The following is a 16,645-nucleotide window of genomic DNA, read 5'->3' as shown; positions in this document are numbered from 1 at the left end:
CTCCGACGGCTGGCTGTGCTCTAATCAAAACACAGGCAACAGGGCTTGCCTGTTCGACAAACAATGACTGCAAGGAGGGCACCATGCTTGACAAACTGACTGCCGGCATCCTGATGAGCATGACGGTGCTTGCGGCGCATGCCCAGACCGGCACCGACGTGAAAGCCGACTCACCCAGTAGTGCTTACGCGCAGGATTCGCGCGGAATGGTGGTCCGCACGCAACACGGACTGTGCGTTCGCAATGGCTACTGGACACCGGCCGATGGCGTGATCGGCTGTGACGGCACCCTTGCTGCGCCGGTGGCCAAAATAACCGCCCCGCCCCCCGCTGCTGCTGCACCGGCCCCGGCAGCACCCGCTGTCGTTGCTGCGGCACCGAAACCCGCCCCGAAACGGTGCGACGCGTCGATCACGCTCGGTGCCGACGAAACATTCGCGTTCAACAAGGCCGTATTGACACCTGCCGCAAGAAAACGCATCGACGCCGAATTGCCCGGAAAGATCGCCGCCTGCTCAAAAGTGGATTTGCTTATCGTGACCGGCCACAGCGACCGTATCGGATCGCACCAGTCCAATCAGAAATTGTCCGAAAAGCGGGCCGCAGCCGTCGCTACATATATACAGTCAAAGGGAATCAACGCGCCGATCGACATGCTCGGCGCAGGCAAGACCCAGTCCATCAAGGCTTGCGACGACAAGCTGCCGCGCAAGAAGCTGATCGAATGCCTGGCGCCGAACCGGCGAGTAGTGATCGAAATTCGCGGACCGGGAAAATGATCCCGAGTTTGCTTTGGCACAATGCCAAGCAGCGCACTACGCGCAAAATGCTCGCGGAGGCGGCGCGCGGCCATGAAAATGACCTGTTGTACGATAGCCACAACGAAGCGGAATCAGCAATGCCCCGACGGACGAGTTCCAGCGACAGGCTGCTGTTATGGCAAAATATGTTAAGTCAGGTTCATTTCACAGAAGTAATAATTTGATGATTTGATCTGAGCCGCATGGTATATTGTTGCCAATCTGTACCGTTTAACTTTAATTTGATTAGTTGCGCAGTTCGCGCTGCGGATGATCTCACCCGAGAGGAGAAATATGAATAAGTTAGTAAAACTCGTCTTCGCTGCGACCGCAGTTGTTGCTGCCGCTTCTGCTTCCGCCCAAACAGCAAACGTGAAAGACGTTGCTGCAAAGGCCCCACATAGCGGCTATGCACAAGACCTCCGTGGCGTTACGGTCGCATCCCAGCACGGCTGGTGCGTACGTACCGGCTACTGGACCCCGGCTGACGCAACGCCTGGTTGCGATGCTCCATACGCAGCGCCGGCAGTCGTCGCTCCTGTGGCAGCACCTGCGAAACCTGCACCCGCAGCGATCGCACCAGCACCGAAGCCAGCACCAGCACCTGCCCCGACTTCCGAAAAAGTCACGTTCGCTGCTGACACCTTCTTCGACTTCGACAAGGCAGTCCTGAAGGCCGACGGCAAAGCCAAGCTGGACGACCTGACTTCCAAGCTGAAGGGTATCAACCTTGAAGTGATCATCGCTGTCGGCCACACCGACTCCGTTGGCACCGACAAGTACAACCAGAAGCTGTCTGTCCGCCGCGCTGAAGCCGTGAAGGCCTATCTGGTATCGAAAGGTATCGAAGCCAACCGCGTCTACACCGAAGGCAAGGGCGAGAAGCAACCGGTCGCTGACAACAAGACCTCCGCTGGCCGCGCTAAAAACCGCCGCGTGGAAATCGAAGTCGTCGGTACCCGCAGCAAGAAGTAATCTCCGACCCGTCGGAAAAAAACCCCGCTTCGGCGGGGTTTTTTTATGACTGCCCCGCCCCCGCGAAGCCGGGCCAAGGTTGGTCGCCGCATTGCAGTAACATGGCCGATTTCCTTGCCTGATTGCACCGCCACGCAATCTGGAGGCGACAAGCACACGCTGCTACCGCTATCATTACTCCCATGAACGTCGACCCATCAGAAGTGCAGAAATTCAGCGATCTCGCCCATCGATGGTGGGATCCCACCTCCGAATTCCGCCCGCTGCACGAAATCAATCCGCTTCGTCTCGAATGGATAAACGCACGCGCACCGCTCAAGGGCAAGCGCGTGCTTGATATCGGCTGCGGCGGTGGAATCCTTGCTGAATCGATGGCCAGGAAAGGTGCGGAAGTCACCGGCATCGATCTCTCCGACAAAGCGCTGAAGGTAGCTGACTTGCACAGCCTGGAAACCGGCGTGCAGGTACGGTACGAGCTGGTCGCTGCCGAAGACATGGCCGCGCGGGAGCCATCCGGTTTCGACGTCGTCACCTGCATGGAAATGCTGGAACACGTCCCCGACCCCGAAGCCATCGTCCATGCCTGCGCGACATTGGTCCGGCCGGGTGGCCACGTATTCTTCTCGACCATCAACCGCAACCCGAAGTCCTATCTTTTCGCGGTAATCGGTGCCGAGTACGTCCTGAAAATGCTGCCCAAGGGGACCCACGACTATGCAAAATTCATCAAGCCGGCCGAACTGGCACGATATACCCGCCATGCTGGACTGGACCTGGACGCGGTCAAGGGGCTGACCTACAACCCGCTGACAAAAATGTACTCGCTGAACCAGGATACCGACGTCAACTACCTGATGGCCTGCCAGCGCCCTGCCTGAAGCAAGCCCCCATCTGCCGATTCAAATGAACATCACCGCCCTGCCGGCCCCGCGCGCCATCCTGTTCGATCTCGATGGCACCCTGGCCGATACCGCCCCCGACCTGGCCGCCGCAGTCAACAAGTTGCGCATCGACCGCGGCCTGGCGCCCACACCCTATGAAGCGCTGCGTCCGGTCGCATCGCACGGTGCGCGCGGCCTGATCGGCGCCGCCTTCGGCATTGCGCCCGACCATGAGGAATTCGAAGCGCTGCGTGTGGCCTTCCTTGCGAACTATGAATCTGCGATCGCTGAAAGCAGCACCCTGTTCGACGGTGTTCTCCCCCTTCTGATGCAATTGCAGGCAAGAAGCATACAGTGGGGCGTAGTCACCAACAAAGCGGCCCGCCTGACGAATCTCCTGGTACCGCTGATTGGCCTCGGCGACGCCTCCTGCGTGATCGCCGGCGACACCACGCCCCACCTCAAGCCGCACCCGGCCTCCCTGTTCGAAGCCTCTCGTCGTATTGGAATCAGCGCGTCTGACTGCTGGTATGTCGGCGACGACCTGCGCGACATGCAGGCAGCAAAAGCCGCCGGCATGTTCGCCATTGCGGCCGCGTGGGGATACTGTGGCGACAACGATCCGAACGGATGGGAAGCCGACTGCGTCGTCGAATCGCCGCTCGCGATCCTCGACCTGCTCGCCAGCCCGGCACGGGTCTGAGTCGCACCACCCGGACTGGTCGCATCTGCCCCATTTTGCGGTGCAGTTGACCTGAATCAACGTTTTTTCTCTTCGAAATATCCAACATCAATTTTTCTCTGGAGCATGCGCTGATGTCAGTCGAATTATTCAACAACGGTAAGCACATCTGCGTGATGTTCTCGGACCTCGTCAGCGAAGGCGAGGGTGAATCAGTCCAGTCCAACCAGTTCCTGATCGTCCAGGACGGGAATGGCATCCTCCTCGATCCGGGCGGGGTCCTGACCTACAACGACTTGTTCATCACGATGAACAAGTATTTCCCGCCCAAGCAACTGAAATACGTCTTCGCGTCCCATGCCGACCCCGACATCATTGCGTCCTTGCCGCGCTGGATCTCGGGCTCTGAAACCCGCCTGCTGATTTCCGCGATCTGGTCTCGCTTCGTCCCCCACTTTTGCCCCCAGGGCAAGACCGAGGGCCGGATCATCCCTATCCCCGATGAAGGCACGCTGCTGCCGTTTGGCGACACCACCTTCCAGATCCTGCCAGCGCACTTCCTGCATTCGGAAGGCAACCTGCAGTTCTACGACCCGGTAAGCCGGATCCTGTTTTCGGGCGACATGGGCGCATCCATGATGCCTGGCAAGGTGAGCACCACACCGGTCGCCGATTTCGACCAGCACCTGCCCTTCATTCGTGGTTTCCATTCCCGCTACATGGTGTCCAACAAGGTTTGCCGATACTGGGCATCGATGGTGCGCAAACTCGACCCCGAATGGATCGTTCCGCAGCACGGCGCGCCCTACAAGGGCAAGGAGATGGTTGGCCGCTTCCTCGACTGGATCGAAGCATTGCCATGCGGAATTGACCTGGTGACACAAGAAATGTACAAGGCGCCCACCAGCCTGAACGTGACACCTTGATCCGGTAAATTTCATGGGAGGCCTTGAAGCCCCGGGCCTGCATCCCATATGGGGTACAATCGAGCAGCTTATGGGGGCGACCTGGTTTCGACAGGGGTTGCAAAGCAGCGCAGGGCATACCGAGGACTGGTTACCTCGTAAATACATCCAGAAGCAGACAACTGCAAACGACGAAACTCACGCCCTAGCGGCGTGATACCCCTAGGCGCTTAAAAACCGCCTAGCTCCGCACCACCTCTTCCCTGGGGTGGGCTGGCAACAGCAGCGGAGTCATACACAGGGAATCGCACTGACCCGGGTGGCTTGGGACAGTGTTAAAAAATAGGTCACTCGCCTCACCGCAGCGTGTCCGTCCGCGGCGACCGGGGTTAAATCAAATGGCGAGGCTAAGTATGTAGAACTGTCTGTAGAGTACCTTTGGACGCGGGTTCGATTCCCGCCGCCTCCACCAATTAAACAGCCACCGCAAGGTGGCTTTTTAATTGGTGGTTGCAGTTTGGCTCGAACCCGCGGGACGCGGGGCGAAGGCAGGGTTTCGACGAGCATGCTCGTCGCTGCCGTAGCGGCTTCGCGCTTGCAAGCGCGAAGACCGGGAGATTCCCGCCGCCTCCACCAACTCAAGAAAATGCCCGCAGGTATCACTCAACCCCAGTCTCGCGAGAGTGGCGAATCGTGCGATCTTGCTCTATGCTGAAACATCAAGTTCTATCATGATGAGGTTTGCCATGAGCACCTCCGTCCGCGAAAAGTTTTCCTCCCAAGCCGCGCCAGATGTGCTGGCCGCGCTGCGCCAGATTGCGGAATCCCAAGGTCGCCAGTTCCAGGCTGTCCTGGATGAAGCCTTGCGCGATTACATCGATCGTCAGCAGAAGGAGCGTCCCCGCCGTCATGTGGTCGCCTCGTTTGCATCCAGCCTGGATGAGTTCGACAAGCTCTACCATGAGTTGGCGAAGTAAATCGTGGCGCGCGACTACCTGACAGTGGCCGATGTGCTTGGGATGCACAACGTGCTGATGCAGCGTTACGGCGGCGCCCCGGGAGTGCGTGATCCTGGCGCACTGGAAGCAGCACTATTTCGGCCCCAAACCGGTTACTACAAAGACATCGTGGCTGAAGCGGCTGCGCTAACAGAGAGCTTGGCCATCAACCACCCGTTCGTGGATGGCACCAAGCGCATCGCATTCGCTGCCGCCGATGTGTTTCTGCGCATCAACGGTTGGCGTCTGCAGCGTCCGCCGATGCAGATCTACACCGAGACGATGCAGATGCTCGAATCCGGCACTTTCGATATTGCTCACCTCGAACCGTGGCTTCGAGCGTTCGCGACCACCGCCGAGTGATGTAATGGCGAATCGGATGGACAAGACCAAGGCCGACAAGCTGATCCCCAAGGTGGCGTACTCGCCCGTGGCCGTCGACCCGTCCCGACTCAAGCCCCCCCCCCACGAATGAGGGCGTACACACTGGACGGACGTTACGCGGCTACGCATATGGCAACCGACCGAGTACGCCTCCAGCCTTTTGTCTTCATTGCAGGCTCGCGCAAATTGAATCGAGCGACTTCCATCCTGATCCCCTTCCGAATGACTTGCCAGGAGTCCATGAACGCGCCATTTCGCACACGAGCCAAGCCAATTTCGAAAGACGCTACTACGTCGGCAGATCGTTCAACTCGTAGCTGGTACTGCGTCCGCCGCCATCCGCTTTCCGCAACACGCCGCGCGCCAGCAGATCGTTGATGTCGCGCAGAGCCGTATCCGGGGAACATCTGGCGATGGCGGCCCACTTGCTGCTGGTGAGCTTGCCGTCAAAGCCATCAAGCAATTTGTCGAGCAGCTTCACCTGTCGCTCGTTCAATGGCATGGTCGCCCAACGCTGCCAGAACCTGGTTTTGAGCAGCACTGCGTCGAGCGTGTGCTGTGCCTGATCGACGGCACGGTGCAGACTATCCAGGAACCAGGCCAGCCAATCGGTGACATCCATCGACCGCTTCTGTGTCCGCTCCAGGATGTCGTAGTAGGCCTTGCGCTCGCGGTGGATCTGCGCCGACAGGCTGTAAAAGCGCTGCGGGCTGCCGTCTGCGCGCGCCAGCAGCAGATCGCCGATGGCACGGGCAATACGCCCGTTGCCGTCGTCGAATGGGTGCAATGTGACGAACCACAGATGGCCAAGTCCCGCCCTGATCAGCAGGGGCTCAGTGGGTGGACCGTTAACCCAGTCCAGGAATCGGCTTGTCTCAGCCTCCAGCCGGTGTGCTGGCGGCGCCTCGAAATGCACACGCTGGCGGCCGATGGGGCCAGACACCACTTGCATGGGACCACTGGCATCGTCGCGCCAGGCACCGACCTTGATCCTGGCCAGGCCAGAGTAGCCCGTCGGGAACAACGCAGCGTGCCAACCGAACAAGCGATCCCTGGTAACGGGTGCCTGGCTGTTGGATGCGGCATCGAGCACCATATCAACCATGCCTTCGACGTGGCGATCCACCGGTGCCAGCGCTCCGATGTCCACTCCCAGACGGCGGGCAATGGACGACCGTACGGATGCGACGTTGAGCTGTTCGCCCTCGATCTCACTGGTCTTGACCACATCGTCGGTCAGCGCGGCCAGGCTGGCCTGATCGCGAAGCGCCATGCCGACGTCGGCCAGCCGCCCCATCAACAGTCCCTGGGCACGACTGACCTCGGCCATGGATCCTGCCAGTGCCGCCAGATCAAAGCGCCAGTCCGGCCAGCCATTGGCCTGCCAGATATATTTATAATCGCCGCTATTCATGCGGAGATTATGAGCATCATTCTCCGCATCCGCAAGGTATTCGCTGCACAGAGTGCGGTGAAAGTGGGCCCCATTCTCTGCGTGTACGAATTCCCCGGGACCGAATAAGCATCCCTGCGCCGCCCCTCTCAGCAACGCAGGGATACACGCCCTGCGCTATGCGATATCGAAGCGGTCAGCGTTCATGACCTTCGTCCAGGCGGCAACGAAGTCGTGGACGAACTTCTCCTTGTTGTCGTCCTGCGCGTAGACCTCGGCATAGGCGCGAAGGATGGAGTTGGATCCGAAGACGAGATCAATCCGGGTCGCCGTCCACTTGACCGCGTCTGTCTTGCGGTCACGGATTTCATACAGGTTTTTGCCCGCCGGCTTCCACGTGTATCTCATGTCTGTCAGGTTCACAAAAAAGTCGTTCGTCAGGACGCCTTCGCGATCGGTGAATACGCCGTGCTTGCTGCCGCCGTGGTTGGTACCAAGAACCCGCATGCCGCCGACCAGCGCAGTCATCTCATGAGCAGTCAGCCCCATGAGTTGCGTACGATCGAGCATCAACTCTTCTGCACTGACCCCATAGTCTTTCTTGAGCCAATTGCGGTAGCCGTCATGGATCGGCTCCAGCGGGTCGAACGACTCGACATCCGTCATGTCTTGGGAGGCATCGCCCCGCCCCGCAGCGAAGGGGACAGTGATCGTCACGCCTGCGGCCCTGGCCGCCTGCTCGACACCCAGGTTTCCGGCCAACACGATGACATCGGCCACGCTGGCACCGGTATCAGCCGCGATGCCTTCGAGCACCTTGAGTACCTTGGAAAGGCGCGCAGGCTCGTTGCCCTCCCAATCTTTTTGCGGGGCGAGGCGGATACGCGCACCGTTGGCGCCACCGCGCTTGTCGGAAGCACGGAAAGTGCGAGCGCTGTCCCACGCGGTGGCGACCATTTCGCTGACACTCAGGCCGCTGGCTTCGATCTTTGCTTTCACGGCGGCAAGGTCATAGCCGGTGCGGCCTGCGGGCACCGGGTCCTGCCAGATCAGGTCTTCTTTCGGCACATCCGGGCCGAGGTAACGCGCTTTCGGGCCCATGTCGCGGTGGGTCAGCTTGAACCAGGCACGTGCGAAGACTTCCGATAAGTACGCAGGATCCTTGTGGAAGCGCTCGGAAATTGCCCGATAGGCCGGATCCATCTTCATGGCCATGTCGGCATCGGTCATGATGGGCTTGTGGCGGATCGAGGGATCCTCGACATCGACCGGCTTGTCTTCTTCCTTGATGTTGACGGGTTCCCATTGCCAGGCGCCTGCCGGGCTTTTTTTGAGTGCCCAATCGTGCGTGAGCAGCATGTCGAAGTAACCGCCGTCCCACTTGGTGGGGTGGGTGGTCCATGCGCCTTCGAGGCCGCTGGTCACGGTATCGCGGCCAATGCCGCGCTTGGTCTTGTTGATCCAGCCCAGGCCCTGCTCGTCGACCTCGGCGGCCTCGGGTTCCGGGCCCAGCAGCGTGGCATCGCCATTGCCGTGGCATTTGCCCACCGTGTGGCCACCGGCGGTGAGGGCAACGGTTTCCTCGTCGTTCATGGCCATGCGCGCGAAGGTCTCGCGCACATCATGTGCGGTCTTGAGCGGATCAGGCTTGCCGTCCACGCCTTGAGGGTTGACGTAGATCAGCCCCATCATCACGGCGGCCAGCGGGTTTTCCAGGTCGCGCTCACCCGAGTAGCGACTGTTGGCGCCGCCACTGGGAGCCAGCCACTCTTTCTCGGAACCCCAGTAAGTGTCCTTCTCGGGATGCCAGATATCCTCGCGGCCAAAAGCAAAACCGAAGGTCTTCAGGCCCATCGACTCATAGGCAATGGTGCCAGCCAGGACGATCAGGTCAGCCCAGCTGAGCTTGTTGCCGTATTTTTTCTTGATCGGCCAGAGCAGACGACGCGCCTTGTCCAGGTTCACGTTGTCGGGCCAGGAGTTGAGCGGCGCGAAGCGCTGGTTGCCCTTGCCGCCGCCGCCACGGCCATCAGCGATGCGGTAGCTGCCTGCAGAGTGCCACGCCATGCGGATCATCAGGCCGCCGTAGTGACCCCAGTCCGCCGGCCACCAGTCCTGACTGTCGGTCATCAGGGCATGCAAGTCTTTCTTGAGCGCCGCTACGTCAAGCTTCTTGAGCTCTTCCCGATAGTTGAAGCCCTCTCCCATCGGATTGGTCTTGGTATCGTGCTGGTGCAGGATGTCAAGATTGAGCGCCTTGGGCCACCACGCCATGTTGGAGATGCCGGCCGATGTGGCCCCGCCATGCATCACCGGACACTTGCCGCCAGTATTCGTGTCGTTGCTATCCATCGCGACGCTCCTGTTGAATATTGATTGAAACTACGATAGCAGTATTCAAGACTGCAGGCCATGGCGAAAACAAACGTGACGAACAACCGTGACTGCTGGAAAATTCTCGCCGCCCCACCAGCTTGAAGGCATCATTGCCACACTCATCATCAGAGAGCCAGACCCAACACATGATTCCCGCCCCGGATTTCTACGCCCGCGCTCCGCGCATGAAGAGCTTGGCCGAATGGGTCGAGCCCGAGCGCTTTGTTGCATTGCCCGACGACTGGCGGATTTTCGTGGCGGACGTGGAAGACTCGACGCGGGCCATCGAGCAAGGGCGCTACAAGGAAGTCAATGCGCTTGGCGCCGCCTGCATCGTTGCCGCAACCAATGCCTGCCAGTCCGACCGGATACCCTTTGTATTCGGAGGCGACGGCACCATCGTGGCGGCCCCTCCTGCCAGCGAAGCTGCGGTGGGCAGCGCCCTGATGGCGCTGCGTGCAAGGGCGCTTTCAACCAGCGGACTGCGCCTGCGGGTGGGCTGCATTTCGGCGCGCGACGTGCGGCTGCATGGCGCCGAGGTCAAGATGGCCTTGCGCAAGATGCCAGCAGGTTTCGAGCTGGCGCTGTTCGCCGGCGGCGGCCTGTCCCTGGCCGAGGATCTGATCAAGACTTTTCCGGACAAGTACCAGGTCGCGCCGACGCTCGATCCACAGGCCTCGGTCGATGGCCTGGAATGCCGCTGGAACGATGTGCCTTCAGCTAATGGACGCATCATGACCCTGCTGGTCAAGGCAAGGGATCCCGGACTCGCGGAACTGCGGACCCTGCTGGCATCACTGGAAGAAATGTCGCCCTTCATCAACCCGGTGAAGACCAGCAACCTGCCCCTGACCTGGCCGCCCGCCCACCTCAAGACTGAAATCAACTACAAGCATTCGGAAACGCTGGTGCGCGCGCTCAAGTACGCGGGCATCTGGTTGCTGACCGGACTTTTTTCGGGCATCGTCAGGAAGCAAGCGCACAAGCCGGACAGTGCGGCCGGCAAATACATTGCCTCGCTGGCCGAGAACACGGATCACATGAAGCTCGACGATGTGTTCAGGGCGGTCATCGACGTCAGTGACGACCAGGCCATGCGGATCGAGGCCATGCTCCAGTCACTGCACGACGCGGGCCATGTTGATTACGGCATACACTACAGCGACCACGCATTGATGACCTGCTTTGTGCGGAGCATGCAGCACCACGTCCATTTTGTTGATGGTGGAAATGGCGGCTACGCGATGGCGGCTCAACAGCTCAAACGATCGTTGAAGCGCCCCGATGACGTAATTTCTCCCGAGGCGGTTTTAGCTAGCCACTGAGCGTATAACGATGCGCGCCAGGCTTCATCAGGAAGATCCTGCGCGCGCCATCCAGCATCACCTGCGCAGCGAACGGGGCCAGCTGGTATCGCGCTTCCAGTTGCAGGCTGGAATGGATGCCGGCACTCTCGGCCGAGAGCCGTTCCAGCACCACGCCGTGCCCTTCCTCGTTCTCGATTTCTGCCAGGTTTTCCACGCGGAACACTTGCGTGCTCTCGCCCGCGAATAACGGGTCCGCCTCGATCATGCTGCGCACCTCGTCGAAGTCGGCGCCTGGCTTGATCTGCACATAGACGTAGCGCTGCATGGCATCGCCCGGGCCGTGGTATTCGCCGGTCAGCGCGCCCTCGATGCCGTCGATGTGCGCGACGGCGGCGCTGTGGTGCAGCGCAACCCCGGGATGCCGGTGCAAGGTGTCATGGCCATGCGGGATCAGCATGCGGAATGCGCGGGTGAACATGGGCAACAAACCCGGATCCCAGCCAGCGCCGACAATCGCTATGGCCCGGTGCGCCAGCGCGAAGTCGTTCAGGTCCGCATAGTACTGGTCAAGCGCACCACCTTCCAGGCCTGCGCACTCCACCACCGGAATGCGTCCCTGCAACAGCTCGCGGGCTACGCCCGGCGCATCTTCGGGCGGGACGCACAGCAGCACCACATCGACCGCAGGCAAGTCGCGCACATGGCCCACCACCGGGTAGTCTCTCGGAACATCGAAGGGTCGGCCCAGCGATTCGGCACGACGGACCATGCCGGCCAGGACCAGCTCGTCGTCGCGCGTAGCCAGCGCAGCCAGCGCATTCGCGCATGCCCTGCCCAGTGGTCCCAGTCCGACAACGGCTACCTGACGCTTCTTCTTTTCAACCATGTGGTGCCGGTCTGCCCATGCAATGCGTAGCCTCGCCGGCATCAGGCTTGATGCCGGACATCATCAGAACGATCAAGACGATCTGGCGAGGAGCTGCCGCTGTGGAAGTGAAAGGGGCGGAAAGGGGCGGCCCGTACTGGGAAGTCCGCTGCTTGACCATTGAGTAATTCACTCAAGGTGCCTGACACTTGGTGTCGCGCTGCGCCATCCCCGGGCCGCCTTGTAATCAGACTAGCTCCATCGCCGCAGAATTCTCTGATCATGATCAACAAGTGCCACTTCCGGCGCCCGATTTTCACGGTCGATTCCTGCATGCAAGGCGCGCATGAAATCGCCCCAATTCCAGGTTTTTTACGATCCATTTGATCTGTGTCTCGCACCGGCGAAATCGCTGCCAGATACTTTCCTTCCACGAGCACGCTGTTGTCGCTGGCAGTCGCAGCGCACCGTGTCAACAAACGAGGAAATACATCATGGACGCACCAGTACAAATTACCTTCCGGGGCATGGAACGGTCGGACGCCGTCGAGGCCAAGGTCCAGGAACGGGCAGACAAGCTCGCCAATTTTCATCACCAGATCATGAGCTGCAGGGTCGCGGTCGAGTCGCTGCACCGGCATCACCAGTCCGGCAATCATTTCCACGTTCGCATCGACGTCAGGGTGCCGGGACGAGAGCTGGTCGCCGGGCGCGAGCCGGACGAGCATCATGGCTATACCGATGTATATGTCGCAATCCGCGACACCTTCGACTCCATGCGGCGCATGCTGGAGGACCACGCGCGCCATCTGCAAGGCGAGGTCAAGCTGCACGACACCCCGCTGCACGGCGTCGTCTCCGAGCTGCATCCGGAAAAAGATTTCGGATGGATTGATGCATCCGACAACCGGCGCATCTACTTCCACCGCAACAGCCTGGCCGAAGGGGATTTCGACCTTCTGCATCCCGGTGCTGAAGTGCGCTTCGACGAAGAGTTGGGCGATGACGGCCCGCAGGCGACCACTGTTCACCTGGTCGGAAAACATCATCTCGCCGCCCGCCAGGATCAACGCGGCGCCGGCATCGACCCAGGGAAGATTTAAGCCGTATTGCGCTGACATGAAACCGGAGGCAGGTATGGCAGATACTGAATTCACCCAGCCCATCTCGGAGCAGGTGTGGCGCGCCAAATACAGCCTGCAGCAGCCCGGCCGGCGAAGCGAGCACACCCTCGCTGAAACCCGCTCGCGGGTGGCGTTGGCGCTGTCCGCGCCCGAGGCACATCACCGGCAGCAATGGCTGCAGTCTTTCGAGCAGGCGCTGGCCGGATTTCGCTTCCTGCCCGGCGGGCGCATCATGGCCGGCGCCGGCGCCGGCGACGACTTCACCCTGTTCAACTGCTTCGTCACCGGCACCATGCATGACTCGATCGGCGGGATTTTTTCCACTCTCGCCGAATCGATGCTGACGCTGCAGGCCGGTGGCGGCATCGGCTGCGACTTTTCCACCTTGCGGCCGGCAGGCGCCGCGGTCGGCGAATACGGGCAGCAGGCAACCGGACCTGTGCGCTTCCTGCGCGTGTGGGAAGAAGCATGCAACGCACTGGCCACCCGCGGCCCGCGCCGGGCCGCGATGATGGCGACCCTGCGCTGCGATCATCCGGATATAGAAGCATTCATCGATGCCGGGCGTGACAAGAAAGCACTGCGGCATTTCAACCTCTCGGTGCTGGTCACCGATGCGTTCATGCGCGCAGTGGCCGACGATGGGCCGTGGTCGCTGATGTTTCCGGTCGGCGGCCGGCCGGTGCCGGCCGGCGCCGCCATCTGGGACCGGGTATGGTCAGGCTCGATCAGCCCCACCCCCTGCATGGTGACCAAAACCCTGCCTGCGCGCGAATTGTGGGAACGCCTGTGCCGTGCCGCATTCGATTGCGGCGATCCGGGGGTGCTGTTCATCGACCGTATCGCCCAGGACGACAACCTGTATTACGGCGAACCGGTCAGCGCCACCAACCCCTGCGGTGAAGTGCCGCTACCGCCGCACGGCGCCTGCAATCTCGGCTCGATCAACCTGACGCAATTCGTCCTGAAGCCCTTCACCACCTCGGCCCGGCTCGACATGGATGGCATCAGGAACATGGCCAGCGTGGCGGTGCGCATGCTGGACAACGTCTACGACTGCTCGTCGTTTCCACTGGCCGCGCAGAAGAAGGCCGCACGGGCTTCGCGTCGCATAGGCCTCGGCATCACTGGCCTGGCCGATGCACTGGCCATGCTGGGCGTGCGCTATGGCTCGCCGCCCTCGCTTGAGGTTGGCGACGCCGTGATGCGCACCATCTGCCTTGCGGCCTACGAACGCTCGGTGGAAATGGTGGCCGAGCGCGGCCGCTTCCCGGCCTTTCGCGCAAACTCCTATCTCGCTGGCGGATTCGTGCGCAGGCTGCCCGAGTCGCTGCAGGAATCGATACGGCTGCATGGCATCCACAACAGCCACCTGACTGCAATCGCGCCCGCCGGATCCATCAGCCTGCTGGCCAACAATGTCTCGAGCGGCATCGAGCCGGTGTATGCGTTCGAGGGACAGCGCCGCATCAGCACCCGCGACGGCCAGGTGACGAGCGTGCCAGTGCAGGATCATGCGTGGCAGTTGTTTCGCGAACTGCATCCGGGACAACCGCTGCCGGCCGCTTTCGTGCAAGCGGCCGACGTGGCGCCGGCCGAGCAGCTCAAGTTGCAGGCGGCGTGCCAGGCCCATGTCGACCAGGCAGTCTCCAAGACCATCAACCTTCCCGCGCAATCCCGCTACGAAGATGTGCGCGATCTGTTCAATGTTGCGTTCGAACTCGGATTGAAAGGCTGCACCATGTACCGCGCCGGAGAGAGCAGCGAATCCATCCTGTCCTGCGCCAAGGAGTGCAGCCAGACCTGACCCGGAATACCTGCCCGGCGGCGCCTTGCTCGCGTGCGCCGGGCGTTTGCCTGTGCGCGACAGGCCCCGACAAAGCCTGCGCGGCCTGCCAACTGCGCGCGACCGGTCACAGGCACAGGTCGTCGCATGGAGCCACATCATGCTGCTTGCCAGATGGCAGATCGACGCCCACTTCGGGCAGAAGCAGAAGGTCATCGAAAAACTGCGCGAATGGGAGACCAGGATCGCACCACAACTCGGCATCCGGCCGGGACGCATCCTGACCGGCTCGATCGGCGCGCTGGAAGCGACCGTCGTGCATGAGTGGGAGGTTGCGGACCTCGGGGAAATCGAACGCGCCTGGGCAAAACTCCCGAACATCCCGGCTCACCAACAGTGGAGCGACGAACTCGAGCCCTACGTGGTTTCGGGCACATCGCGCTGGGAGATTTTCAGGATTCTTTGAACCGGAGCAGTTCCGGACTTGTGGCCGGATCGTTACCCATGTCTCGATTGACAGCGCAGAACGGCGCACGCCACGAATGCGTGCGCCGGGCTACGCCAGGAATCAGGATGCGGGTAATGATCAGCCTTCAAGGCGACGCATGGCCTGGACCTCGCAGCCGCCCCCTTCGTCGATCCCGCCTCCCCGCTCGGGGCTGGCCGGCATTCACCATTCACCCAATTATTTTGGTCCATGCTACGTTGCAAATTTGCAAATGCAGCTGGAATGTGTTCTAACATGGCCTGCAGCAACAAAATCTGAACTTCAGGCCGAACCCCGCCAGCCAGGCTGGCATCCAGGGTTCGAACATAAGGCAGCACCCACAGCAGTGAGGTTTGCATGCACGGCCCTTTCCACCTGAAGCTCGCAGCCGCCACGGCCCTTGCCGTGCTGGCCGCCTCTTCCCATGCCGAAGTGACCCTGAATGCGGGCGCCCGGCTATCTCACGACAGCAACGTCAACGGCTCGCCGGATTTGCCGACCAAGGCCAACCAGCGCAGCGACAGCTTCCTGGCGCTAAGCGCCTCCGCGGTGTATTTCACGCCGCTGAACAGGGAGCAGACCGACTATTTCGTCGGCCAGGTCGGCGCCCTGGTTTCCCGGTACAACAATTTCAGCAACCTCGACAGTTCCACGCTGATGGGCAGCGCAGGCTTCTACCGGCAGTTTTCGCCAAAATGGTCGGGCCAGTTGACAGGCCGCGCCTTCGTGCGTGAAACCCGGCAGCACGACCGCGATTCCAGCGGCTACGGCGCGACAGCCGAAATCAAGAGGCAACTGACCCAGACGGTGTGGCTCAAGGGCGTGGCCGACTACGAAGACAACCGTGCCAACCTCAGCACCTTCAGCAGCACCGGCCCGACCTATGCAGTGAGCCTGGGATACCTGCCCAACAAGGACCGCTTCATCAACCTCGGATTCAGCCACGCGAGCCGCGACTTCAAGAGCACCACGCCATTCAATACCAAGTCGAAGACCTGGTTCCTGGAGGGCACCGAGAAAGTGTCGAAAAACTGGTACCTGAGCCTCGGCTACGCGTTCCAGGACAATGACTCCAACTTCGCAGGCACCGCGTACACCAGCCACATCGTATCTGCCGGTCTGAGCTTCAGCTATTGAGCATCGTTTGCCGATCCCGTATTGCCATGGCGTCCGCCGGCGCGACCCACGTCCCGCCAGGCGTAATTGAAGGTGAATGAAATCAAGGTGAATGAAATGAAAATGAATGCAGCAATGAGCGGGACAGTGCGGCGGACAGTGCGACGGACACTATCTGGACTGGCATGCTCCCTGCTATGCGTGGCCATGTCCGCCTCGGCGCAACAAACCCAATCGCAGCAGCCAGGAAGCACGGCGCAGTCGGCCCCGCCGGCGATCGGTTTCGGCAGCGGCTCCGGCATGGGTCCCGGCGGCGGCAGCGGCAGTCCCGGCAGCATCACCGGCGGCTTCGGTTCACAGATCGGCACACCGGGAGCATCCACCCAGACCTTCGGCGGCGGCTTCACGCCGCAGCAATTCACCGGCCCGGTTCCCCCACTCGGCATCAATCCAGGCGGCGTTGCTGGCAGCGGTAGCGCCGCCGGCAACGCCATGGGTCCGAAATAGCACCCCGGGAGCAGCCAAATCATCAACTCAACTGAGCATGCCGGCGTCGCGGCAGGAAC

General features: G+C 61.1%; 16 protein-coding genes and 1 other RNA gene. 14 read left to right on the top strand and 3 right to left on the bottom strand.

Annotation, left to right across the window (positions count from 1 at the left end; genetic code table 11):
* Positions 1-83 precede the first annotated feature (83 nt).
* The 8 genes from FVE66_RS10390 (at position 84) to FVE66_RS10355 (ending at position 5,604) form a co-directional block, all read left to right on the top strand.
* On the top strand, positions 84-779 hold the full coding sequence (locus tag FVE66_RS10390) for an OmpA family protein (RefSeq protein ID WP_151447373.1): 696 nt from the start codon (positions 84-86) through the stop codon (positions 777-779).
* Positions 780-1,094: 315 nt separating this feature from the next.
* Positions 1,095-1,775, top strand: coding sequence for an outer membrane protein OmpA (gene ompA / locus FVE66_RS10385; RefSeq protein ID WP_151447372.1), 681 nt, complete (start codon positions 1,095-1,097; stop codon positions 1,773-1,775).
* A gap of 182 nt (positions 1,776-1,957) precedes the next feature.
* Positions 1,958-2,653 carry a bifunctional 2-polyprenyl-6-hydroxyphenol methylase/3-demethylubiquinol 3-O-methyltransferase UbiG gene (gene ubiG / locus FVE66_RS10380; RefSeq protein WP_151447371.1) on the top strand — a complete coding sequence of 232 codons (696 nt, stop codon included), beginning with the start codon at positions 1,958-1,960 and terminating at the stop codon, positions 2,651-2,653.
* A 25-nt stretch (positions 2,654-2,678) separates the two neighbouring features.
* A complete protein-coding gene (locus tag FVE66_RS10375; RefSeq protein WP_151447370.1) occupies positions 2,679-3,359 on the top strand; it encodes an HAD family hydrolase in 681 nt (226 codons plus the stop codon).
* A 113-nt stretch (positions 3,360-3,472) separates the two neighbouring features.
* The gene (locus tag FVE66_RS10370; protein ID WP_151447369.1) at positions 3,473-4,264 is read left to right on the top strand and encodes an oxygen-binding di-iron domain-containing protein; all 792 of its coding nucleotides are present in this window, start codon (positions 3,473-3,475) and stop codon (positions 4,262-4,264) included.
* Between the two features lie 72 nt (positions 4,265-4,336).
* Positions 4,337-4,715, top strand: a transfer-messenger RNA (tmRNA) gene (gene ssrA / locus FVE66_RS10365).
* A 274-nt stretch (positions 4,716-4,989) separates the two neighbouring features.
* Complete coding sequence (locus tag FVE66_RS10360) at positions 4,990-5,220, top strand: hypothetical protein (RefSeq protein ID WP_151447368.1); 231 nt, start codon at positions 4,990-4,992, stop codon at positions 5,218-5,220.
* A 3-nt stretch (positions 5,221-5,223) separates the two neighbouring features.
* On the top strand, positions 5,224-5,604 hold the full coding sequence (locus FVE66_RS10355) for a type II toxin-antitoxin system death-on-curing family toxin (protein WP_151447367.1): 381 nt from the start codon (positions 5,224-5,226) through the stop codon (positions 5,602-5,604).
* 310 nt (positions 5,605-5,914) lie between these two features.
* Here the strand turns inward: FVE66_RS10355 and FVE66_RS10350 are convergent, their stop codons facing one another.
* Both FVE66_RS10350 and katG read right to left on the bottom strand, forming a co-directional pair.
* On the bottom strand, positions 5,915-7,039 hold the full coding sequence (locus tag FVE66_RS10350; protein WP_151447366.1) for a Fic family protein: 1,125 nt from the start codon (positions 7,037-7,039) through the stop codon (positions 5,915-5,917).
* 156 nt (positions 7,040-7,195) lie between these two features.
* Entirely contained in the window at positions 7,196-9,370 is a 2,175-nt protein-coding gene (gene katG, locus FVE66_RS10345) for a catalase/peroxidase HPI (protein WP_151447365.1), read from the bottom strand.
* Between the two features lie 170 nt (positions 9,371-9,540).
* Between katG and FVE66_RS10340 the strand changes: the two genes are divergently transcribed.
* Positions 9,541-10,719, top strand: a complete 1,179-nt coding sequence (locus FVE66_RS10340) for a DUF3095 family protein (RefSeq protein WP_151447364.1) — start codon at positions 9,541-9,543, stop codon at positions 10,717-10,719.
* Here the strand turns inward: FVE66_RS10340 and FVE66_RS10335 are convergent.
* A complete protein-coding gene (locus FVE66_RS10335) occupies positions 10,709-11,587 on the bottom strand; it encodes an NAD(P)-binding domain-containing protein (protein ID WP_161993252.1) in 879 nt (292 codons plus the stop codon). The genes FVE66_RS10340 and FVE66_RS10335 overlap by 11 nt on opposite strands.
* Positions 11,588-12,060: 473 nt before the next feature.
* On the opposite strand from FVE66_RS10335, the gene FVE66_RS10330 reads away from it, so the two are divergent.
* The 5 genes from FVE66_RS10330 (at position 12,061) to FVE66_RS10310 (ending at position 16,586) form a co-directional block, all read left to right on the top strand.
* Positions 12,061-12,669, top strand: coding sequence for an HPF/RaiA family ribosome-associated protein (locus FVE66_RS10330; protein WP_151447362.1), 609 nt, complete (start codon positions 12,061-12,063; stop codon positions 12,667-12,669).
* Positions 12,670-12,703: 34 nt separating this feature from the next.
* Positions 12,704-14,497 (top strand): adenosylcobalamin-dependent ribonucleoside-diphosphate reductase, encoded by a 1,794-nt coding sequence (locus tag FVE66_RS10325; RefSeq protein WP_151447361.1) that lies wholly within the window; start codon positions 12,704-12,706, stop codon positions 14,495-14,497.
* Between the two features lie 139 nt (positions 14,498-14,636).
* The gene (locus FVE66_RS10320) at positions 14,637-14,942 is read left to right on the top strand and encodes a hypothetical protein (RefSeq protein WP_151447360.1); all 306 of its coding nucleotides are present in this window, start codon (positions 14,637-14,639) and stop codon (positions 14,940-14,942) included.
* 378 nt (positions 14,943-15,320) lie between these two features.
* Positions 15,321-16,100, top strand: coding sequence for a porin family protein (locus FVE66_RS10315; protein ID WP_151447359.1), 780 nt, complete (start codon positions 15,321-15,323; stop codon positions 16,098-16,100).
* 96 nt (positions 16,101-16,196) lie between these two features.
* Complete coding sequence (locus FVE66_RS10310; RefSeq protein WP_151447358.1) at positions 16,197-16,586, top strand: hypothetical protein; 390 nt, start codon at positions 16,197-16,199, stop codon at positions 16,584-16,586.
* The last annotated feature ends 59 nt before the right edge of the window (positions 16,587-16,645 follow it).

Source organism: Lacisediminimonas profundi, assembly GCF_008831265.1.
GTDB lineage: Bacteria > Pseudomonadota > Gammaproteobacteria > Burkholderiales > Burkholderiaceae_D > Lacisediminimonas > Lacisediminimonas profundi.
Note: the sequence above shows the minus strand (reverse complement) of the source record. Positions and strands in the feature narration are given on the sequence as shown.